The organism is Dyella acidisoli, assembly GCF_030160295.1.
Classification (GTDB): domain Bacteria; phylum Pseudomonadota; class Gammaproteobacteria; order Xanthomonadales; family Rhodanobacteraceae; genus Dyella_B; species Dyella_B acidisoli.
The window spans coordinates 158,119-181,149 of the sequence record NZ_BSOB01000050.1 but is presented as its reverse complement, the minus strand read 5'-3'; the positions used below and the strand labels follow the sequence as shown (position 1 = coordinate 181,149).

The window sequence follows — 23,031 nt, the reverse complement described above, 5'->3', positions numbered from 1 at the left end:
CATCACGAGACGTTTCGTGCACACATGTGACGAAAAAAAGTCGTGTTCGACCACAGTTCATTTACGCGCCAGCGACGACCTCGCGAGCTTAATTAATTAAACAAACGTGGCCGATTCGAGGATTTCCGATTTATATCCAGCGCTTTAACCGCCCAGTGCTCCATGCCAAGCGGCACAACATCAAAACATGTGGAGTGCACATGAAAGCATCGTTTGTTTTGGCAGCTGTCGTAACGACCCTGGCCGTATCCGGCTGCGCCGCCCTTCCCGGACAACACATGTCCATGCACGGCCCGGAGAAGGGTCACGTCCAGATGGTTCAGATCACACCGGAGTGGCTGGCAAGCCAGCCCGTCACTGAGGAAAAAACCGTTCCACCGGAATTGCTGAACTATCAGCCCGAACCGTATCGCATCGGGCCCGGCGATATGCTTTACATCACCGTGTGGGATCACCCCGAATTAACAGCTCCGGCTGGCTCGCAACAACAAACGAGCGCCAATAGCCGCTTGGTGCGGTCAGATGGCACGCTGTTCTATCCGTATGTGGGAGCTGTCAAAGCTTCGGGCATGACGGTAGAAGAACTGCGCCAGGAGCTGACCACTCGGCTCACCAAGTTCGTACCCAAACCGCAAGTTGACGTGGCCGTCACAAGCTACGGTAGCCAGCTCATTACGCTTCAGGGTGCGTTTACCAAAACCGATCCACAACAGGCCACCACCGTTCCGCTGACGCTTTCGCAAGCGGTCGGCACGGCCGGTATCGATCTGACGCATGCGGATCTTTCGGATCTGGTACTCACTCGCGATGGCCGTGACTACCACATCGATCTGAACACGTTGAGTAAGCAGTCCGAGCAGCGCATTTATCTGAAGCCTGGCGATCGTTTGTACCTGTCGTACAACGACACCAAGGAAGTCTACGTGCTTGGTGAAGTGATGCGCCCGCAGGCGATGACGTTCAGAACCGACGACATGACGCTTACGCAGGCCCTGGGACGTGCGGGCGGACTCGATCCGATCACGTCAAGCAGCAAATCGGTCTACGTCATCCGCGGCGTGAAAGATCTGGCGCACGAACCGGCGACGGTTTATCAACTCTACGCGCGCTCTCCGGCGTCTTATGCGCTGGCAGACAACTTCCATGTCCGCGCCGGTGACGTGGTGTGGGTAGGCGCGTCGGCCATCACCCAATGGAGCCGCTTCCTGAGCCAGCTGGTTCCGCTAGGCAGCTTGGTAAGCAGCGCAGCCGTTGCACATGGTGGCACCAACAGCGGACTCTGATTTCAGGTGTGACTTCACTCGATAGGGCGCCTTCGGAGCGGCGCCCTCTTTTTTTGCCTATTGGCCTGACCGAAGCCGCGTGATTTCCGCGTAGGCCGCATCCAGTTCATCGCGCAATGCCTGGTTGCTTTCCAGCAACTGCTGAATTTCCTGGCACTGCGCAATCACCGAACGAAGCACATCGCTTCTCACCGTCACATGGCGTGCGCGGTATGCGCGCATGCGCTCGGCAGCCGTCTTCGCCTTGCCGGTGGACGGACGTCCACGCCGCCGCTTGAACAGCATGGCAATCGTGCCCGGGTCGCGAGGGTCGACCATGGCGTAACTCCTTGAGTTTTGGCGGCCCGAAGTTATCGTAACGTTACGAAAAAAGCAACAAAAAAAACCGGACGTGTCGGCAAATTTGTTTTCGAGCGACGCGCAACAAGTGCACGCTCCCTGCCTTGCTTTATGGCGCCTCGTCATACCGACAGTCGCATCTCTCATCGATCTAAACGTTTCCTTTTGCAAAGCAGCAAAGTATCTATAGAGACAGCTTTCCGTCGGCGCGATGAGACATCAGGGGACGCGAAAGCAGCGGACACGAATTCCGCAAATCACGATTCACTTCATCCAGACAAGCCGCTTGCGGGGCTTCCCCACCCTGCGTGCGCGACGAAATGCATGCCGCTTGCCTGCGATGCGATACGAGAGCCCACACTTTGAAAAAGAACACGCTTGCTTCTTCGTCCCCCAAACTTGCCTTTGCCATAGCTGCAAGCCTGATGTTGGCAAGTACGATTTCCTTCGCACAGTCGACCACCGGCAGCATCTTCGGCCAGGTGCCCGTGACAGGTGGTGAGACTGTGCAGATCAAGAGCAGCACAGGCATCTCGCGCACGGTGCCCGTAGATAGTCGCGGCCGTTACGTCGCACCGGAATTACCGCTTGGCGTCTATACCGTGTCGTTGCTACACGACGGCGCTGTGGTTGATTCGCGCGATAACGTGAATCTGCGCGTGGGCACAGGCACTGAAGTGTCTTTCCGCGAAGTGGCAGCGAAGGATCTTGGCGCGATCAAGGTAACCGCCAATTCCGTACCACCCATCGACGTAACGAGCGTCGACTCGCGCACCGTGATTACATCCAAAGAGCTTGCACAGCTGCCACTGCTACGCTCGGCCGAAGCCATCGCACAGCTTGCTCCGGGTGTAGTGAACAACAGTGGCGGCTACACCGGGCCCACAGGCGATTCACTGGTGAGCTTTGGCGGTTCGGCAGCGAGCGAGAACGCTTATTACATCAACGGCTTCAACGTTACCGAAACGCAGCGCGGACTCGGCGGACTCAGCCTGCCCTACGGGGCCATCGAACAGGAGGAAATCTATACCGGTGGCTATAGCGCACAGTACGGACGTTCTGACGGTGGCGTCATCAACATGGTGGGCAAACGTGGCACCAACGACTGGCATTTCGGTGGCCAGATACTGTGGGAGCCCGACTTTGCGCGCGCCAATCAAACCGATACCTACTACACCAACGGACTGCCTACATCACCCGTGGCGGGCAATCTCTACGATCCGAACAGCAAGAGCCGGGAGTGGATACGTACGTACGATGCATATATCGGCGGCCCGCTTATCAAAGACAAACTGTTCCTGTTTCTTGCTGCTGAGGCTTCTGAGCAAAACGGCACAACGGTAAACAATGTTTCCAGCGCGCAACCTTACGTTCGTTACCACTACACCCTTCCCAAGTGGTACGGCAAGCTGGATTGGAACATCACCGACAGCAACATCCTTGAAATCACCGGCGCGTCGAACCGCAAGGAGACGCAAGGTTCAATCTACAGTTACAACTACAACACGTTGCAGCCCGGCCAGTTCATCAACTACGCCGACCGCACGAAGACCGGCGGCAATCTCTACACTGCCAAATTCACCAGCTACATCACCGACAGCCTTACCTTGACGGCCACCTACGGCAAGATGCGGTTGGATAACTACGACGTGCCTGGCAGCTACAACGGCAGCCTGACCTATCTTTCCGATATCCAAAACCAGAACCCGTTATTGAACGGTGGCACACCGATCGGCAACAGCCAGGTGACGAGTTCGTTGTACAACCCCAACCGCCATAACGAAAGCAACAACCTACGCGTCGATCTCACTTATCAACTCGCTCAGCACTCGATTTCGCTAGGTATCGACAACCAGAATGCGCGCGCGATCGACCAAGGGCGCCAGACCTCCGGCCCTGGCTACTACTGGGATTACGAATACACCACGACACCCGGTGTTGCGTTGATCCCCAACCTCGGCGTCGGCGCACCGGCGAATTATCCCAACGGCGCCTCGGGCTACTACGCCATCCAGTACATCAACAGTTCGATTGCAAGCGTACGTTCCGCACAGCGCGCACAGTACATCGAGGACAAGTGGCAGGTGAGTGACCGCTGGCTGCTCTCGCTTGGCGTGCGCAACGATCAGTTCGTCGACTACAACGCGGATGCACAGCCTTACATCCGCCAGACCAAGCCACAGTGGGCGCCGCGACTTGGCTTCAGCTGGGACGTGTTCGGCGATGCCAGCCTGAAGGTCTACGGCAATGTGGGGCGCTATTACCTCGGCATGCCACTCAATCCCGCGTTGAATGCTGCGGGTGCTTACGTGGCAACTCAACAGTATTTCACTTATAGCGGCATTGCTGCAGATGGCACACCGGCCGGCCTTACTGCCTTTTCCAACGCGGTGTCGCCCAACAACACCTACGGAATTCTTCCTGATCCCAGGACGGTAACGGCACAGAACCTGAAATCCGAGTACCAGGACGAATTTATCCTCGGCTTCACCAAGGCCATCGACAATCAGTGGCTATATGGCGCCAAAGTGACACGCCGCATCTTGCGCAACGTGATCGACGATTATTGCGATGTGCAAGCAATCGAGAACAAGGCAGCAGCCCTTGGCTACACAGTCAATGCCACCAACAGCTGTTATCTGATCAACCCGGGCCGCGAAAACATTTTCACTGTGATCGATGCAGAAGGAAATTATCGCGAGGTTCCGCTGACCAATGCGGAGATGGGCTTCCCGCAGATGAAGCGCAAATACTATGCACTGGAAACCTTTTTGGAGCATCCGTTCGATGGCAAGTGGTACGGTAAGGTCGATTACGTGTTCTCGCGCAGTTACGGCGATACTGAAGGACAGCTGCGCTCGGATATCCAGCAGACTGCAGCGTCGACCAGTATCGACTGGGACTTCCCGGAGTTGATGGCGAACAGCAACGGCGCGCAGAGCAACGACCACACCCATCAGCTCAAGCTGTTCGGCTATTACCAGATCACGCCGCAGTGGCTAGTGTCGGGCACCGTGCAACTGGTTTCCGGCAGTCCGCGCAACTGCCTTGGCTACTACGGACCGAACCAGACCGATCCAGATGGCTACGGCAGCTACTATCACTGGTGCGGCGGCCAGCCTTCCTCGCCCGGCACCTATCGGCTGCCTTGGTATAAGCAGGTGGATGTTGGCCTGACATACCTTCCGTCAGTGCCGGCAGGCAAGCTGGCGTTGTCATTGAACGTGTTCAATCTGTTCAACTCACAGACGATTTTGAATGCTTATCCGTATTACCAGATTTCACCTGGCACGCCAGATCCGCTGTATGGATCAGCGGTGGTTCGCCAGCAGCCGCGTTATGTGCGATTGACCGCTACGTATGACTATTGAGGTCAGATAGATGTAGGTTGGTGTGCAAACCCCAACATCGCAATGCTGGGGTTTTCACCCCAACCTACGCACGGCTTCGGACTCAATTCATCTTCCAATCCCGCGAAAGAAGCATTTCACGACCGATGCGATGTCAAGTTGTTGTGGCGAGAATGGGCAACGGTTTATGACTTGGACGCGTCGCCGCCCTTTCTTAGGGTTTCCGAGGCATCTTGTTGCATGTCCACGCGATAGACATACACATGCACGCCAGTTGGTTGCGCAGGCAAAGTCAGATGCAAGCCATCAACCCGCTGATCGACGGGAATAGCGGCGCCATTAGCCAGCATGGTCACCGACTTCACCTTCATCGACGGCGTAATAGAATGAATCCATGCGTGCCCCGAGGATGGCCACGCCATTTGGATTATGTATAGACGTCCATCCTTAGTGGTGAAACGGAAGTCGTCCGCGGTATAGGGTTTGGTCTTGGTGTCTTGCATGGTGCCGGCCGCCACTTGAGTGGGACCTTCGCCGAAACGGTGCCACGGACGCGTGCCGTAAATGGCCTCGCCATTGGCATGCGTCCATTGGCCGATGGCACGCAGGATGTTTTGCGCTTGTTCTGGAATGGTGCCGTCCGCCTTCGGGCCAATGTTCAGCAGCAGGTTGCCGTTCTTGCTCACCACATCGGCGAGCAGCTGCACCAGTTCGTCCGGCGACTTGTAGGTGTCGCCTTCGGCATAACCCCAGGAGTCCGGACTGATCGAGGTTTCGGTTTGCCAAGGCTGTTCGCGAATATCCGCCGCCTGACCGCGCTCGATAGTCAGCATGCCGGTGCCGGGCCGCATACTGTTGTTCTTGTAGCTGAGCACCACACCCTGCCCGCGCGTCGCGGCCTGGTTGTAGTAGAACGCCGCGAACTCGGCCAACGCCTGATGAAAGCGCGGCTGCCCGACCCACCAATCGAAATACATGAAGTCCGGATGGTAGTCCTGCACGATCTCAGATGAACGTGCCAGCCAGTCGTTGAGATAGGCGTCGGAAACAAAAGTCCAGTCGACCTCCTGCCCATCTTCACCCTTGGCAGATATTCCTGGATGCGCCGGTCCATACAATGCCGCGTAGCGAGGATCATTGACATCGGAATTGAAGCTACGGCCAAACTCATAGAACCAATCATGCTCGGCACGGTGCGAGGACAAGCCGAGCTTCATACCTTGCGCACGAATCGCCTTGGCCAGCGCACCGATGACATCGCGATGCGGCCCCATTTTGACGGCCGTCCAATCCGACAACTTCGAGTCGTACATGGCAAAGCCGTCGTGATGCTCGGCCACTGGCACGACATAACGCGCACCGGCTTCACGGAACAGCGCCGCCCATGCATTGGGGTCGAAGTGCTCGGCCTTGAACCGAGGAATTAGATCCTTGTAGCCCATCTGCGGCATCGGGCCATAGGTGGTGATCTGATGCTGGTAGTAGTTGGCGTATTCGCCCGTGCGCTCATAGATGTGGCGCGGATACCACTCGCCCTTGTACGCGGCGACCGAATACACACCCCAGTGAATGAAGATGCCGAACTTGGCGTCTCGATACCATTCGGGCGTGGTATGCCCGGTAAGGCTTTGCCAATCCGGCTGCATCGGCCCTTGCCAGGCGGTTTTTTGCGTCTGCGCCAGAATGGCCTGGCGTGCAGCGTCATAAGGATGATTGGCCGCAACCCATTGCTGTTCAATGGTGGCTGCATCGGGCGGTGTAACGTTATGCGTGGCGCCGGCCGCCATGGCAGACATGCCGTGCCATGCAGCCAACATCACCATCCAAATCGTGTTACGACGCCATGGGAACGTATGCGCGGTCTTCATTGAACAAGCACTTCGTCGGCAAACAACCAATTATCTTTCGCACCGTTCGGAAACTCTGCCGGCACGGTTTTGTGCTGCGTTGCCTTGATACGGATATATCGAGCGGTAATCGCTGGCTCCGAATGAAAGCGCAACGATTGCTTGTGCGCGGGAGCAGCCAGATCAACGCTCAGGGTATCGCTATAGAGCGACGTCCAATGCTGATCATCGGACGACACTTCGTAGGCAACGTGCTCTGGAAGCAGGATGCGCGAATTAGGCTCGAACAGAAAACCCACATCGATCGTATGGAAGGCTACATCCTTCTGCAGATCGATGGTGGCGTCGATATCGCTGTCGTGCCATGCCGCCCAGCGACCATCGTGAAAATCCGTGCTGCCGATGACGCCATCGACGAGTGCATCACCTGGTGCGTATTCCTTCGCGGCCGGCTGCGCGAAGGTGATGGGATGGCCTGAGGCCAGATTGTCGACCAGAGTAAAAACGGTGGCATTGTCGTAACGCAAACCGTTGCGAAACGGCATTACCCTCAAAGTACCCGCGTGCGAGATGGCTACGGCATCGTCAAACGAAGGCGATTGTGCGGTGGGCTCGGCGCCGTTGACCGTATAGTGGTTATGCAGATCGTCGAACCCGCGCTTGGCATGCAACTGCCAGGCACCATGTGTTGCATCGAAGCTAATGGTGTAAGTGGCCACGAGCTTGTCTTCCGGACCGTAGGCCACCTTTTGCGCATCCAGCCAGCGATAGTTCGCCTGCAGGCGTTGTTCGAAATCCTCATACGCCGCATCGTCGTGCTTGCCTGTCCAGAGATTTTCCGCGAATGCGAGCATGCGCGGATAAATCTTGGATTCCGCGTTGTACGGATTGGCACGTTCGCTCCATAGCGGCGCCTCGCCGCCCAGGATTTGTCCGCGATGTTCGGCAAAAACTTCGTCGTCGCCCTGTGTGCTCGGCGAGGTGGGCTTGGTGATATCGGTGTGATAGATGCTTTTTGCCGTCAGCACGTCCAGCGGCGAATCCAGGTAGAACGGCCCCGCCATGATGATGCGATTGCCATTAAGCAGCGCTTTGCGCATAACGTCATTGCCAAACCACATGCGCCAGACTTCCACGATGGCGTTCTTGTCCGCACCGCCCTCCAGAATCTCATCCCAGCCGACCATGGTCTTACCCTTGTCGGCGACATAGCTCTGCATGTGCTTGACGAAGTAGCTCTGCAGCCCCTCTTCGTCCTTAAGGCCCTGCTCGCGCATCAGTGCCTGGCAGGCGTCACAGGCTTTCCAGCGATCCTTTGGAGCTTCGTCACCGCCGATGTGCACATACGATGAGGGGAACAAAGTCATGACCTCATCCAGTACGTGCTGCAGGAACGTAAAGGTGTGGGGGTTGCCCACGCAGTAGATATCTTTGAATACGCCCCAGGTGGCGGGTACGGTGAGCGGCTGTTGCGTGCAGGAGAACTCTGGATACGCGGCCAGCGCTGCCATGCTGTGCCCGGGCATTTCAATTTCGGGAATCACGGTGACGTTGCGCAGCCGCGCATATTCCACCACCTCACGCGCTTCGGCTTGCGTGTAGTAGCCTCCGTAACGGCTGCCGTCGGTCTCGGTGCGCCACGCACCGACTTCGGTGAGCTTGGGATAGCGATTGATTTGCAGGCGCCAACCCTGGTCATCAGTGAGATGCCAGTGAAATGTATTGATCTTGTAATAGCTCAGTAGATCGAGCTGTTTCTTGATGAAGGAAACCGGATAGAAATGCCGGCCGACATCGAGCATGAATCCGCGATAGCTGAACACCGGCGCGTCTTCAATATGCACAGCGGGAATCTGTACCGATGCCCCGTGTTCCAGCGGCAGCAGTTGGCGGAGTGTCTGCACACCCCAGAACAGGCCTTTGTCGCTCGATGCCTGGATGATCACGCCGCGCGGCGTCACGGAGAGCCGATAGGCTTCCTCGCCATTCACCGTGGGATCAATGGCCAATACGATCCCGTGTACGTGCGTGCTGCGCGATAGCTCGATACCCGTTTGGGAGTGGATCGCCTCGCGTAGAAAGGCGGTTATCTCCGCCGCGCGCGCGCCTTTCGGTGCGTCGATGCCTGTTTGCGCATCAAGGCGGTAGCTCCCCTCCCCTGCTTCCATCTGTTGCGGTTTCGGAATGATCGTGATCTCCGCAACCACTTGCGTGCTTGCGATGGTGATGGACAGACCCAGGCACCAAGCCAAGAGAGGTTTCAGCATCAGATGGACTCCTTGCAGAATCGATGCATTACATCAGAAAGAAGCGAGCCCAGCTTTTGGCTGGGCTCGCTTTGGTACGTCAGTCGATCTTCCAATCAATGGTCGCGAATATCTCACGACCGTTGTATTCACTACCGGTCTGCCCGGTCGTGACGTACTCGAAGCCACCGGCGTAATACGGAATCGACGAGACCCTGTCGAAGATATTGTTCACGGTGAGCTTCGCCTTGACCCTCGAGGTGATCTGGTAGCCGACCGCGGCGTTCCACGTGATCCACACCGGCGTATGGCCCGTGTACTCGGTGTCGGCAACGGTTACAGCCTGGCCATTGACTGTCACCTGGCAAACACCGGTAGCAATCGTCTCGGTGCCACTCTGCACATTGATCATGCTTGGCTGGATGCCGTTGGGCAGCGTATTGCAACTACCGTAGTTCGGGGCACGCATACCGCCGTCGCGCACACCGGAGATGGTTACGTCCCAGTCGCCTTTGTGCCAGTTACCGATCCACGTGATCCTGCTCGCCACCATGTTATAGCGGGTGTTTTGCAGCTCGTCGGAAGCCAGCACACGCTGCTTGTACGAGAGGTTGTCGGTGTAGTTGATATTGGCGCGGAAGTCACCCCAATCGTCGGTGTGCAGCTTGTAGTCCAGCGAGGCATCGATACCGCTTACGTACAACGAAGCCTCGTTGATCGGACCGGAATTCACCGTGACGATCTGGCCAGCCGCATTGCGCGTAACCATCTGGGTCACCATCTGGCAATACGCCGAGCCCCGCACGTGCGCCGTGTACGGTGACAAAGCGGATGTACCGTTTGTCTGGTAGCCGGTAAGGCAACCCGCCTCGTCGGCCAGCACGGTGTCTCCGCTGAGGTACTGGATGGCATTGTCCACACCCATGTGCCAGTAGTCGGCAGATACCGACAGGCCCTGCACGCCCGGAATCTGCCACACGAAACCATAGGTCCAGGAGTGGCCGGTCTGCGGCTTCAACAAGCGGCTGCCGTTCGTGTTCAAGGTGTAGTACTGCGAGGATGAGCGCTGCACCGAGTTACACCATGTGCTGTTCGACACGCCATTCTTGATGTCGTTGATGCACTGCAAGGGATCGGCGTAATAACCCACCGGCGAGGAGGAGCCGGTCAGGTAGATGGCCTGCATGTCCGGCGCTTTGAAGTTGGTGTTGTAGCTGCCGCGAACCAGCAGACCGTCAAACGGACGGTATTCCAGGCCTGTGCCCCAGGTACGGGCTACGTCGGCGCGGCTGGCGTCATGGTACTTGTCCAAGCGGCCGGAGATGGTCCAGGTCACCGAATCCAGCAACGGTACGCGGAACTCGTTACCAAACGAATAGCGCTGGCGAGTACCACCACCGGTGAGATACGCGCCGAACGGGTTCTGGAAATTAGCCGAGTTGGCAAAGGCACTCCGCGAGTCGGGCGAGAGCAGGTAACCGTTGTGTGCCGCTTCCAACACTGCCGCCCAACCGATGGACTCGCTCGCCCACGGGAGCTTGTACAGGTCGCCGTTGATGCGGAACTGCACCTGGTCCAGCCACGACGACGCAGTGTTCGTGCCGAAGACCGCGAACTGGTTGTATTGCTGCGGCGTGATCGGGTTCCACCACTGCTGCCAGTTCATGGCATAAATGGGAATGCTATTGCCCTTGCTGTCGGTGGTCGTGCCCAACTGCTTCCCGAGGAAGAAGTTGTTCATGGCGTTTTGGTCGTAGCCCGTGTAGTCCTCGCGCACGGTGTACTTCTGGGTATTGAGGTTCAGATCCCAGTTGAACCTGCTGTCGAACATGGTGCCGCGCAGGCCGGCCTGCAGGTTCCAGTTCTGCTCGCGGTCATGGGTGTTCGACGGGCCGATTTCCGCTGCGGTCAACTGGCGGATGGCCTGGTTGATGACCTGCCCGGTGGTCTGGTCGTAGAACTCGCCAGTGCCGAAACCGTTCAACTGGGTGTTGGAGATGCCCACCGTTTCATACAGGGCCGCCGAACCATAGGCCTGCAGGCCGTTGCTGAAGTCATACTCGCCGGACACGTAACCATTGTTGCTGCGGCTGCCGGGCGTCAGCACCCAGTTCTGCCACATGGTGGGCTGCGAGCAGTAGTAACCATTGTCGGTCACGCCAGCGATCTGGGTGCCACTGGTGGTGACGCTGTACGAATGACTCAACTGCGAGTTCGTGAACTTCCCGCAGGTGCCCGCCGGCGGCGTGATGTACTGGCCCGAAGCGTTCTGTGCGGAGAGGGCAATGGAGCCCGCCGCGTCGTACTGGTAACCAAACATGCGAGACGCCGGGCTCCAGGAGCCGTAACCCGCATCGGCCACCGAATCCTGATAGGGACGATCCGAGCCCCACAACGCCGTGCGGTTGGACTTCTCAAAGTTGTACAGGACGTGCCAGTTTTCGCCGGACTTGCCACCGAAGAAGTTGACGTCGCCATAGTCGCGGCCGCCACGGGTGGAGCCGCCACCAGTGACCTGCAGATCGTCACCCTGGTAGTTCTTCTTCAGGATCACGTTGATTACGCCCGCCACTGCGTCCGAGCCGTAGATCGACGAGGAGCCAGAGGCCAGCACTTCGACACGGTCGATCATGCCGGTGGGAATGTTGTTGAAGTTCTGGAAGTTGCTCTGCTTGTTCAACGGCTGTGGGTAATCCACGATGCGATGGCCGTCGATCATCAGCAGACTGAAGCCAGGGCCGACGTTACGCAGATTGACCGAGCGCGCATTGACCGAGCTGGAACCCCACGCGGACGGGTCCGATGACTGCTGGCCCACCTGCGGCAACGAATCCAGGAATTCCCAAAGCGTGGTAAAGCCTTGATCCTTGATCTGCTGGCCGGTGAGGGAGACTACGGGAGCAGGTCCCTCGATCTCCACGCGCGGAATCATCGAACCGGTCACGACGACCGTTTTCAGCTCTTTCGCATTCGGCGTGCCGTTCTGCTGCGAATTGCTGGAAGACGTGCTCTTCTGCTGATCACTACCTGACGTCGTCGACGTCTGTGCAACGGCATACGGCGCAAAGAGCGCCAATGTCAAAGAACTAGCAAGTACGCCGCGGCGTACGCGAATGGTGTGCATAGTGTCCCCTCCCGGGCAAAAACTGTTGCTTGCCGCCTCGACACCCTTGATTTCTAATCGAGTCGAAATTGGCATGTGTAGACTTGCTTATAAGTGCTCCGTTCGAGCCGAAGCTTTATGGGTCAAGCGACATCCGTATGTGGAAGATCTGTACGTGCCTCCGGTGTGGTTTCAAAAACATCGCCTTCCTGTCGATGCGCCAATCGGGTGCCTGCACGCAGGCGCGCCCGTCAATCCTGCAACGTCTGCGGGACGTGCTTCATCAGTCAGCAGAAAAGTGAAGATGCGGGGATCGCCTCGCATAGAAAGGCGATTGCCTCCACAGCGCGCACCCTTTCTGGTGCGTCGATGCCTGTTTGCGCATCGAGGTGGTAACTCCTCTCCCCTGCTTCCATCTGCTGCGGTTTCGGAATGATCGTGATCTCCGCAACCGCTTGCGTGCTTGCGATGACGATGGACAGACCTAGGCACCAGGCCAGGAGAGGTTTCAGCATCAGGCGTTCTCACTAACGAGCAAAACCATTGCATCAAAAAAAGCGAGCCCGGCTTTAGGTCGGGCTCGCAAGGGGATATCAGTCGATCTTCCAATCAATGGTCGCGAATATTTCACGACCGGTGTAGTCGGCGCCCTGCTGCGTGGGAATGAACTCGAAACCGCCGGCGTAGCTGGTGATCACACCAACCTTGTTGAAGATATTCGAGATGTTCAGCCCAACCTTCACCTTGTCGTTGATCGCATACGAGGCCGACGTACTGAAGATCACCCAGTTCGGGGTTCTACCCAGGTAGATCACGCAGTTCGGATCGCCGAGGCCCGGCTGAATGCCATTGGGCAACGCTTCGCAACCACCGTAGTTGGACGCACGAAGGCCGCTGGTGCGTTCACCGTGCAAGGTGGCGTCCCAGGCACCCTTGTGCCAATGCAGGTTCGCCACAGTCTTGGTAGCCGGATAGTTGTAGCGCGTGTTGAGCAACGGATCCGACGCCAGCGTGCGCTGCTTGAACTCCAGATTGTTGGTGTAGTTCAAGTCGAAGTTGAAGTTGCCCCAATGCTCGGTCTGCAGCTTGTAGGTGACTGTGCTGTCGATACCGCTGACATACTGAGAAGCTTCGTTGATCGGGCCGACGTGCACAGCGGTGATCTGGCCACTTGCATTGCGCGTGACGTTAGCAATGGCCTCTTGGCAGTATGCCGAGCCCAACTGATGGGCGATGTACGGCGCACCACTGACCTGCAGCCCGGTAAGGCAGCCTGCCTCATCGGTCAGCGCGGTATCCAGACCGATCCACTGAATCGCATTGGCAATGCCCATGTGCCAGTAGTCAACGGACCACGAAAGCCCCTGCACGCCCGGGATATCCCACACGAAACCGTAGGTCCAGGAATGACCCGTTTCCGGCAGCAGATTGCGGCTGCCGCCCGAGTACAACTGGAAGTAGGTGTTGTGCTGGTAGTCCGCACAAGTGTGGTCACCTGTCTTGATACATTGCAGACGGTCCGCGTAATCGCCAACGGTCTGGATCGAGTCATCCAGGTAGATGGCCTGCATGTCTGGCGCGTGGAAGTTGGTGCCGTAGCTGCCGCGAAGCAGCAGACCATCAATCGGACGCCACTCCAGACCCGTACCCCATGTCTTGGCGACATTGGCAATGCTGTGGTCGTTGTATTTGTCGAGACGGCCGGAAAGCGTCCATGTCACCGTATCCCAAACCGGTGTGCGGAATTCCAACGCAGTCGAATAGCGCGTACGAGTACCACCACCCGTGATCAGGTTCTGGAATGGATCGCCAAACGTGACGGTATTGCCACGCGGATCGGGCGCCAGATGGAAGCCTTCATGATTGACTTCGAATACGCTGGCGAAACCGATCGGCTGACCATCCCACGGCACGTTGAACAGGTCACCGCCGAAGTTGAAGCTTGCCTGGTTCATCCACGTAACAGCGCTGTTCTCGCCATTCACACCAAAGGTGGCGTATTGCGCCGGCGTGATCGGATTCCAGAAACGCTGCGAATTGAGCGCATACACCGGCATGGTAGTGCCGCCGACCGTCGTGGTGCCGAGTTGCGGGCCGAAGAAGAAATCGAACATGCCCTGTTCGTTCAAGCCCGTATAGTCCTCGTGCACGAGGTATTTGCTGGTGCCGAGGTTGAAATCCCAGTTGAAACGATCGTCGAACACCGTGCCTTTCAAACCGGCATGGATGTCCCAGTTCGTTTCATAGTCATGGGTATTGGCGTAGCTGCCGATTTCCTGTGGCGTTATCTGCCGGATGTAGTTGGTGATGACCTGGCCGGTGGTCTGGTCGTAGAACTGAGTACCGTTCGCTCCCGGCAGGGCCGCAGTGTTGCTTGCGAAGGGATACAGGAACGGCAGCTGCGTATTGGTGGTACCGGTGTTGGTCCACAGGCCCACCGAACCGTATGCCGAAACCTTGTCGGTGAAGCGGTATTCGCCGCTCACGAAAGCATTGTCGGCCTTGTAACCCGGGGAAAGTACCCAGTTACTGAATACGGCGTTCTGCCTGCAGTAAGAACCTTGATCCGTCACACCCGGCAGCACCTGATCACCGCTCGTGCTGACACTCAGTGCGTGATATTGGCTGAAATTGTTGCCGAATTGACCGCACGCACCTTGAGGCGGAGTAATGAAGTTACCGGCGGCATTGTTAAGCACGAGACCATAAGCGCCAGAGCTGCTATAGCCGAACATGCGTTGGCTTGGATTCCAGGAGCCATAGCCGGCATCCGCATCCGAGTCGGTGTAGGAGCGATCACGACCCCACAGCGGCGAGCGATTGGTGTGCTCGTAGCTGTACATCAGGTTCCATTTTTCACCGGAGCGACCGCCTGTATAAAGGAAATCGCCATATGCGCGGCCGCCGCGCGTCGAGCTACCGCCCGTTACCTTGATCTCGTCGCCAACATAATTCTTTTTCAGGATCACGTTGATAACGCCGGCGACGGCGTCCGAACCGTAGATCGAAGACGCGCCCGAGGCCAGCACTTCGACGTGATCGACCATGCCCACCGGAATATTGTTGTAGTTCTGGAAGGTGGTCTGGCCGTTGTTACCCGGCATCGGATAATCGGCCACTCGGTGACCGTCGATCAGCAGCAGGCTGTGATCGGGACCGAGATTGCGCAGGTTCACCACGCGCGCGTTGACGGCCGTATTGCCCCAAGTGGAAATGCGGTTGTTGAAGTCAGGCGCGGCGAGCTGCGGCAGCGAATCGAGGAATTCCCACAGCGTGGTGAAGCCCTGTGCCTTGATCTGTTCGCCAGTAATGATGTTCACCGGCGCCGGTCCTTCGATTTCCGAGCGCGGAATCAGCGAACCGGTAACGGTCACCTTTTCCAGCGTCTTCGGTTTCTGTGAACCATTCTGAGAATTGCCGGTCGTAGTGTTCTGCTGATCGCTTGAAGACGTTGTCTGCGCGAACGCATACGGAGCGAAAAGCGCCATTGCCAGTGAACTGGCCAGTACGCCACGGCGTACGTGATTGCTGTTCATATAGTTTGTCCCCTCCCGGTAAAAAGCGGTGTTTCTTGCCGCCGCGACCCCCAAGTTAAGTCGAAGCAGGCATGTGTGGGTCTGGTTGTGGGCGCTCCCGATGCGTCGTCGGAGCTTAGGTTTTTCAAGCAGCGGTCATGTATGGAAGATCTGCACGTCCCTCCGGTCGGGTTATAGCGGCATCGTCTTCCCAGTCCGATGCGGTATGTGAGCTGTCGCACCTGCAGCACGTTAGTCCTGCAAGCCGTTCTGCAAATCGTTAGTCCTGCAATGTGTTGTGCGCGTGATTCATCAACCAGCTTGCCGCTCCGATCACGCCGAGCTGCGCATGGTCCACCACATGCACGGATACGGTCTGCTGGAACGGGCGCATCACGCCCTTATCAAGAAAGCGGCTGACGAAGCTGCTGTTAGCCATGAAATCGGTCATGCGCGACAGAAAACCACCAGCGACATAGATGCCACCCGTCGCGCCATAAAGCATGGCCAGATCGCCGGCGAAAGAGCCGAGCCATCCACAGAAAAGCTGCAAGGTTTCCACTGCCTGCGCATTCGTGCCTGCGCATGCTGCAGCAGTGATCGCTGCAGGTTCGCGCAATTCGGCCGGCTTATCGTCAAGACGACACACTGCCTGATACACGCGCAGCAGGCCCGGCCCCGACAACACCGAGTCGTAAGGAATATGCGTATCCGGCGGCACCAGTTCACTGAGCACTGCTTGCTCGCGTCCAACGCGTGCCGCCAACTGGATGTGTCCGGCTTCGGTCGCCAGCACCTGCGGCGGCGTACCAGGTAAACGCACTGCCACGCCAAGCCCAGTACCTGGGCCGACAACCACCACCGGACCTTCTTCTGCGCTCTTGCTGCGGCGAGGATCATGCAGCGTAATCACGCTTGCAGGATCCAGATAAGCCGTACCGTAAGCCAGCGCCTCAAAATCGTTGAGCACCTTTACTTCGCTCAGCGCGAGCGCTTTTTCCAATTCAGTTGGAACGATGGGCCAACGCAGATTGTTGTTGACCACTACGCCGTCGTGCAGAAAGCCCGCACACGCCAATGCCAGGCGTTGGGGCTTTACCGAGAACTCTTCGCAGAAGGCGCGCACGATCGCATCGAAGCTGGCGAAATCCGCGCACTGATAAACGCGATAGGCAAGCGTGGCCGGAACACCAAGCCCAGGCTGAAACGCGATCAAGCCAATACGTGCATGCGTGCCGCCGACATCTGCCGCCAAGAAAACATCTTGTGTGTCGGAGCGCTGTATCATGTGTGTGGACAGCGCGGATTCGTCGCGCATCTCGTTGCCGATGCACACATTCGTCGCAGACGCATTTTGCGCGTCACCGTACCGCTCGTAGCCGCCATCGTCACGCACGCCGGGCCCCCGTATCTACTACCGGTCGAGCTGTGCCCACTTTATTACTTAATTGGACCAAACCCCTCATAACCCCTCCGGCACGATAGCGCGCGGACTAACCGTCGTATCTTTTACAGGCAAACGCCCATTTCATATTTGCTTTCGTAAAGAGCTTATATGGAGGATTTAGATCGTGGCAAGTCGCGACGCAACAGAATAGAAATATTTTTTCATCTGATCCACCTCATATGCCCTCACAGGCGATCCGGGTCGATGACGACATGCACGATGCGTAACCGTTTCCACGTATAAGTAATATGCAGCAGGCCGCTCTTGGCCTGGATGATCGCGGGGTAGGAGAACTCCGCTCCGGGGCTTTGCTCCAGCGTGAGAACCCGCTTCCAATGCTCACCGTCACTGGATAGGGCCACGGCAAGCGTGCCGCGGCCATCCCACCAGTCTTTGCCGTGTGTGGTCGGGTTGTAGACCATGCAGGCACGACCGTCGGCCAAGAGTGTGGCGTCGATACCTGAATTGGGATTGGGCACATCGAGCAACTTCAACGCTGACCATATGTGTCCGCCGTCCACGGACCAGATGGAGAACAGGCGATCCTGCTTGGTCCGTCCAATCGCCTGCAACCTGCCATCCCGCCACGGCAGCAGGCTGGGTTGGATCGCTTCGATGGCATCGGGATTGGGTACGGCCTGACTGGTCTGCCAAGTGCTGCCGCCGTCGGCGGAAAGCTCGAAGTGAATCGCCCAGCGCCCCTGCTCCGTGCTCGACGGACTGACAATGCTACCGCTGACTAGCTGCACCGGCTTGTCCTTGATCGGGCCGAGTACGCCGGCCGGCAATGCACGTGCGGCGGACCAGCGTGCGCCATTGTCATCGGATGTCTTGAGCACGCCGCGCCAGTGCTGCGGATCAGGCCCAACCTTGTAAAACAGCATCAGTGGTCCGTGGCGTGGCAGAAACAGCACCGGGTTCCAGGTCGGCTCGCGATGTCCGCCAGGCTGCACGCCGTTGGCCACTTCCACCGGCGCGCTCCAATGGCCATGTACTTGGCGAGACAACCAGATGCCTACGCTGGGATCACGCTCGTGCTTGCCGCCAAACCAGGCAACGACGAGGCCGGCCGGTGTTTCGACGATAGTGGATGCGTGGCTCTGTGGCGTGGGTGGCGCCGCGGCGATGAATTCACGCAAGACGACGGGATCACTTGCCATGACAGCTATCGGTAAGATCAGCAGCAGGATGCCTACCGCCCATCCGCTAAACAGCATGACGTATTTCATATCATTTAGGCGTCTTTACGTCTGATCGATACCAGAACTGCTTTGTACCACCGCGCACTACAGCGTCTTTCGTCGTCTGCAGATCAAATACCACCACGGTGTTATCGCCCTGCTCCAGCCACGGCGCCGGCAGGTACAGCGAACGCTGCGGACCGATATCCCAGATACGCCCGAGGTTACGCCCGTTCACCCACGCAAAGCCCTTGCTGAACGCGCCGACATCCAGAAACGTATCCGCCGTCGACGTTATCTTGAAATGGCCGCGATGAAACGCAGGCCCCGCTACGGGCTGCGTAGTCCAGCCGCGGATCGCATCAGGCGAAGTCATCGGCAAAGCGTACGTCTGCCAGCCATGCAGTTCCTTGCCATCGAGTAGAACCGGATCGACCAGACCCGCGCGGCCATCGGCTAGATGCGGTCCGTAATTGATGCGGCCGGTGTTCTCTACCAGCATGTCGAGCGTATGCGGGCCTGCATCCAGGGTAATGGGCAAACTCACCTGCTTCAGCCGCCGATCCACTGTTCCGATGAGTTTGCGATCGACATAGACCATGGCGTAATCGCGCACCTCACCAATGTAAAGCTCACCGGAAACCGGACCGGCAAGCTGGGTGCGATAAAGAATGTAGCCATACGCTTGGCCGAATTGCTCCATCGGCTGTGGCTGTTCCGTCGTCACCGGTTCCGGCAAGTTGTCCCACAACGACGCCGACTCGGTGAGCGTGAACGCGGGGACACCCATGAATGACGTAGGAGTCGGCAATGGCGTCGGCTTGATGCCGGTCGCCTTGGCGATCACATCACGAAACTTTGCGAACTTCGGCTTGGGCCTGCCCGCTTCGTCCAGCGGCGCGTCATAGTCGTAACTGGTGGTTTGCGGTGCGTAATGGTCGGAAGGATTGCCCTGGAAATTCGCGCCATTCATGAAGCCAAACGAGGTGCCGCCTTCGAACATGTAGATGTTGACGGAGTACCCCTGGCTCAACATCCACGCGAGCTCTTTCGCCTGTACGTTGGCATCGGTTTGCGCGTGCGGCTCACCCCAGTGGTCAAACCAGCCGGCCCAGTATTCTCCGGCCATCTTGGGTTGATCGGGACGGAACGCCTTGAGTTTCGCAAAGGCGCCCTTCGCTTCGCCTGTGCCGAAATTGACCACAGCCAGTACGCCCGACAATGCGTCGTTATTTAGTAGATCCGCCCCATCGGACGTGAACATCAGATCCGCACCGAAACCGGCACGAATCAACGCTTGATGGATCTGCTCCATGTACGCGCGATCGTCACCATAGGAACCGTACTCGTTCTCCACCTGCACGGCGACGATCGGCCCGCCGTGCGAGGCCATCAGTGGCGCCAGCTCCTTGCCGAGCCGCTGGAAGTAACGTTCCACCGCCTGCAGGTATTTCGGATCTTGTGTGCGCACGTGCAAGTGCGGGTCGGCAAATAACCAGGCGGGAAATCCGCCCGCTTCCCATTCTGCGCAGACATAAGGACCCGGGCGAAGTATCACGTCCAGCCCCTGCGCCTGCGCCATGCGTACAAACGCGGCTACGTCGTTGTTGTCGCTGAAATCGAATTGTCCCGGCTTGGGTTCGACTGCGTTCCAGAATACGTAGGTAGTGATTGCATTCAGACCCATCGCGCGTGCTTTCTGCAGGCGATCCTGCCAGTACGCGCGAGGGATGCGCTGGAAGTCCATCGAGCCGGAGATAATTTGGTGTGGCTTGCCGGCGCGGATGAAATGATTGCCTTCGATGGTGATGGACGTGTTTGCGTAGCTCGATGGGCTCAACAACGCCATCAGGCCTATTACGCATGCTGTGGCAAGCTGCAAGACGTAGGTGCGCGTGATTAACACCCCGCCCCCGGAGGGAGATGGGCTTTTCGAGAAACGCTTCATTTCGGCAATACCTCATGCCCGCCAATGGTGAACGCCGCCATCACGCCCTCCGTGTCACCAGGCTGACCACCGCCGACAAACACGCGATAGTGCCCAGCCTTTACCGCGCGCTCGCCGGCCGCATCGACACTGTTGAGTTGTCGTGGCGTGAGCTCGAAACTCACGCGACGGCTTTCCTTCGCCGCCAGATGCACGCGTTGAAAACCGACGAGCGCATGTCGCGGCGCCAACGGATCATCCGGTGCATCCAGATAAACCTGTACTACTTCATCGCCGTCGCGATCACCCTCGTTGCGCACGATGGCGCTTACCGTGAGTTTCTCGCCCGCATCCAACCTGGTGGATGACAGTTGCGGTTCGGCATAGGCGAAATGCGTGTAGCTCAAGCCATAACCGAAGGGATAAAGCGGCGTGCCTTCGAAATAGCGATAGGTACGGCCTTGCGCTGCATAGCTGACGAATGGCGGCAGATCACGCGTCGAGCGATAGAAGGTAACCGGCAGGCGGCCGCCCGGGTTGTAATCGCCGGCCAGCACTTGTGCAATGGCGCGGCCGCCTTCCTCACCTGGGTACCACGCAGTCACGATCGCATCGGCATGCGCTTTCGCCCAATTCAACGCAACGGCACTACCAGACATCAGCACCACCACCAGCGGCTTGCCGTTGGCCGCAGCGCGTTCGAGCAAAGTCTGTTGTGGTTGCGGCAAACCAATATCCGTGCGGTCACCGCCATTGAAGCCGGGCACATCGATTTTCAGCTCTTCGCCTTCCACATCGGGCGAAAGACCGACAAACGCCACCATCGCGTCCGCATCGCGCACTGCTGCTTGGGCTTCGGCCAACTGCGCATCGGCAGGCGCCAACCATTGCAGACGCACACCTTGATCTTGGCCGCCGTGCACGTATTCGAGACGAATGGCATGCGGTCGGATGTCGCTCGCGTGCAGCACAGTTTGCAAGTGCGTATCGTCGCCGTTGTCGTCGAGCACTTTCTTCCCGTCGACATACAGCCGCACCGGATCATGCTGCTTGTTGCAATCGAAGCAGCGATCCACGTGCAAGGCTAGCGTGTAATCACCGGGCGCCGGCGGCAGCCATTCGCCAGTCCAGCGCACGGCGTAACGATCGGCACGCAAGCTATCAAACGGCGCGACGTGATCCCAGTCGAAATCGATCACGTGGTCTGTGCGCGTCTCAACAGGCTTGCCACTGAAATTGAGGTTGTCGAAATACTCGCCGGTAAGACCCGCACTCCCGTGTTCAGCCGTGCGCAATGCGGTCTCAGGGATCGGCACTGGCACACCTTCGGCAAGGGATGCGCCCTGCGCGTAGTGGACGCGCGTCGCACCAAAGCGCTCACGCAAACCTTCCAGCGGCGTAACCGGAGCACGCGCCGTACCGTGATAGTTGGCCTCCAGCGTTTCCAGCGCATCTGCGTTGGGACCGATTACTGCCACGTGCGCGCCTTGGCGCAACGGCAATACACCGTGTTCGTTCTTCAACAAAACGATGGATTCCAATGCGGCTTGCAAGGCGAGCTTGCGATGCGCGGCACTATCCACTTGATCCATACCAATGGTTGCGTAAGGACTCTTATTGTTACCCCATTCGCTCAAACGATAGCGGGCCGCGAACAGACGTGTGAGCGCAGCATCCAGCACCGGTTCCTTTACGTAGCCCTTTTGCACCGCTTCGAGCAAATCGGCATACGCAACGCCGCAATCGAGATCGGTGCCGGCCTGGATGGATGCCGCGGACGATTGCGCATTGTCCGGCTTGAAGTAATGGAACTTGGTCATGTCATCGACCGCGTCACAGTCGGATACGACAAAACCCCTGAAACCCCAATCGTGACGCAAACGCGCGGTCAGCAGATCGCTATCGGCGCACACTGGTGTTCCATGCAGTGCGTTGTACGCGCACATCACCGAATCGGCGTGCCCCTCGGTGATGGCGGCGCGGAATGCAGGCAGATACGTGGCTTCGAAATCGTGCGGCGACACATCCACATCGAAGCCGTGCCGCCCGGCTTCGGGCCCACTGTGCACGGCCAGATGCTTGGGCGTAGCAATAGCGCGTGGATGTGCCGGATCGTCGCCTTGGATGCCGTGAATGAAATTCACCGCAAGCTGACCGGTGAGATAAGGATCTTCACCGTAGGTTTCCTGCCCCCTACCCCAACGCGGATCGCGGAAGATATTGATATTGGGCGACCAGATAGTCAGGCCTTGGTAGCGCGCATGATCGTGTCCTGCGCCAATAGCATTGAATTTTGCACGCGCCTCGGTGGATACGGTGGTGCCGACTTGCTGCAGCAGACCGGTATCCCAGCTTGCCGCCAGGCCGATCGCCTGCGGAAAAACAGTGGCGTAACCGTTGCGAGCGATGCCGTGCAGACCTTCGCTCCACCAGTCGTAGGCGGCAACGCCAAGGCGCGGAATGGCTGGTGCGCCGCTTTGCAGTTGGGCGACTTTTTCAGCCAGGGTCATTTTGGCGACGAGGGCGGCGGCTTGGGTGTCGGGTGTGGAGGTCTGCGCCACGGCCACGCTCGTTCCAGCGGACAAGGCACCAATGAGTATCGCGAGACACGGAAGCTCTATACGCATAGTTCGAAAACCTACTTCGTCGTCCTCGGTATGAACCCTTACATGCCCTCAGCATCATTCCGGCGAAGGCCGAGGCGCTTTATAACAGCGAAGCTGGTCAATCCAGTTTCAATACGTTGTGCGAAGCACTCAAAATCGCTTTAGTGTCCTTCGGACGCATATTTGA

General features: G+C 58.0%; 12 protein-coding genes. 2 read left to right on the top strand and 10 right to left on the bottom strand.

Features of this window, described 5'->3' with window-relative positions:
- The first annotated feature begins 200 nt into the window (after positions 1-200).
- The gene (locus QQJ86_RS19475) at positions 201-1,283 is read left to right on the top strand and encodes a polysaccharide biosynthesis/export family protein (protein ID WP_284322634.1); all 1,083 of its coding nucleotides are present in this window, start codon (positions 201-203) and stop codon (positions 1,281-1,283) included.
- 57 nt (positions 1,284-1,340) lie between these two features.
- Here the strand turns inward: QQJ86_RS19475 and QQJ86_RS19470 are convergent, their stop codons facing one another.
- Entirely contained in the window at positions 1,341-1,601 is a 261-nt protein-coding gene (locus tag QQJ86_RS19470) for a hypothetical protein (RefSeq protein WP_284322633.1), read from the bottom strand.
- Positions 1,602-2,047: 446 nt separating this feature from the next.
- On the opposite strand from QQJ86_RS19470, the gene QQJ86_RS19465 reads away from it, so the two are divergent.
- Positions 2,048-4,993, top strand: coding sequence for a TonB-dependent receptor (locus QQJ86_RS19465; RefSeq protein WP_284322632.1), 2,946 nt, complete (start codon positions 2,048-2,050; stop codon positions 4,991-4,993).
- A gap of 164 nt (positions 4,994-5,157) precedes the next feature.
- Here QQJ86_RS19465 and QQJ86_RS19460 read toward each other — a convergent pair whose 3' ends face one another.
- From QQJ86_RS19460 to QQJ86_RS19420, 9 genes are all read right to left on the bottom strand, one after another.
- Complete coding sequence (locus QQJ86_RS19460) at positions 5,158-6,840, bottom strand: alpha-L-fucosidase (RefSeq protein WP_284322631.1); 1,683 nt, start codon at positions 6,838-6,840, stop codon at positions 5,158-5,160.
- The gene (locus tag QQJ86_RS19455) at positions 6,837-9,086 is read right to left on the bottom strand and encodes a glycoside hydrolase family 20 protein (RefSeq protein ID WP_284322630.1); all 2,250 of its coding nucleotides are present in this window, start codon (positions 9,084-9,086) and stop codon (positions 6,837-6,839) included. Before QQJ86_RS19455 ends, QQJ86_RS19460 begins: the two co-directional genes overlap by 4 nt.
- Before the next feature lie 79 nt (positions 9,087-9,165).
- Positions 9,166-12,189 carry a TonB-dependent receptor plug domain-containing protein gene (locus QQJ86_RS19450; RefSeq protein ID WP_284322629.1) on the bottom strand — a complete coding sequence of 1,008 codons (3,024 nt, stop codon included), beginning with the start codon at positions 12,187-12,189 and terminating at the stop codon, positions 9,166-9,168.
- Between the two features lie 266 nt (positions 12,190-12,455).
- Positions 12,456-12,683: a hypothetical protein gene (locus QQJ86_RS19445; protein WP_284322628.1), complete on the bottom strand. Its 228-nt coding sequence runs from the start codon at positions 12,681-12,683 to the stop codon at positions 12,456-12,458.
- 78 nt (positions 12,684-12,761) lie between these two features.
- Positions 12,762-15,704 carry a TonB-dependent receptor plug domain-containing protein gene (locus QQJ86_RS19440; RefSeq protein ID WP_284322627.1) on the bottom strand — a complete coding sequence of 981 codons (2,943 nt, stop codon included), beginning with the start codon at positions 15,702-15,704 and terminating at the stop codon, positions 12,762-12,764.
- Positions 15,705-15,963: 259 nt separating this feature from the next.
- Positions 15,964-17,079, bottom strand: a complete 1,116-nt coding sequence (locus QQJ86_RS19435; RefSeq protein ID WP_284322626.1) for a glucokinase — start codon at positions 17,077-17,079, stop codon at positions 15,964-15,966.
- A 236-nt stretch (positions 17,080-17,315) separates the two neighbouring features.
- Positions 17,316-18,359: a sialidase family protein gene (locus QQJ86_RS19430; protein WP_284322625.1), complete on the bottom strand. Its 1,044-nt coding sequence runs from the start codon at positions 18,357-18,359 to the stop codon at positions 17,316-17,318.
- Position 18,360: 1 nt separating this feature from the next.
- Positions 18,361-20,211, bottom strand: coding sequence for a glycoside hydrolase family 35 protein (locus QQJ86_RS19425; protein WP_423372984.1), 1,851 nt, complete (start codon positions 20,209-20,211; stop codon positions 18,361-18,363).
- Between the two features lie 44 nt (positions 20,212-20,255).
- Positions 20,256-22,865, bottom strand: a complete 2,610-nt coding sequence (locus QQJ86_RS19420) for a glycoside hydrolase family 3 protein (protein WP_284322624.1) — start codon at positions 22,863-22,865, stop codon at positions 20,256-20,258.
- Between the last annotated feature and the right edge of the window lie 166 nt (positions 22,866-23,031).

Bases quoted from the DNA above. Each gene is read 5' to 3' on its own strand.
- QQJ86_RS19465 (WP_284322632.1), top strand. From the start codon at position 2,048: ATGTTGGCAAGTACGATTTCCTTCGCACAGTCGACCACCGGCAGCATC.
- QQJ86_RS19420 (WP_284322624.1), bottom strand. From the start codon at position 22,865: ATGCGTATAGAGCTTCCGTGTCTCGCGATACTCATTGGTGCCTTGTCC.
- QQJ86_RS19460 (WP_284322631.1), bottom strand. From the start codon at position 6,840: ATGAAGACCGCGCATACGTTCCCATGGCGTCGTAACACGATTTGGATG.
- QQJ86_RS19430 (WP_284322625.1), bottom strand. From the start codon at position 18,359: ATGAAATACGTCATGCTGTTTAGCGGATGGGCGGTAGGCATCCTGCTG.
- QQJ86_RS19445 (WP_284322628.1), bottom strand. From the start codon at position 12,683: ATGCTGAAACCTCTCCTGGCCTGGTGCCTAGGTCTGTCCATCGTCATC.
- QQJ86_RS19475 (WP_284322634.1), top strand. From the start codon at position 201: ATGAAAGCATCGTTTGTTTTGGCAGCTGTCGTAACGACCCTGGCCGTA.
- QQJ86_RS19470 (WP_284322633.1), bottom strand. From the start codon at position 1,601: ATGGTCGACCCTCGCGACCCGGGCACGATTGCCATGCTGTTCAAGCGG.
- QQJ86_RS19440 (WP_284322627.1), bottom strand. From the start codon at position 15,704: ATGAACAGCAATCACGTACGCCGTGGCGTACTGGCCAGTTCACTGGCA.
- QQJ86_RS19455 (WP_284322630.1), bottom strand. From the start codon at position 9,086: ATGCTGAAACCTCTCTTGGCTTGGTGCCTGGGTCTGTCCATCACCATC.
- QQJ86_RS19450 (WP_284322629.1), bottom strand. From the start codon at position 12,189: ATGCACACCATTCGCGTACGCCGCGGCGTACTTGCTAGTTCTTTGACA.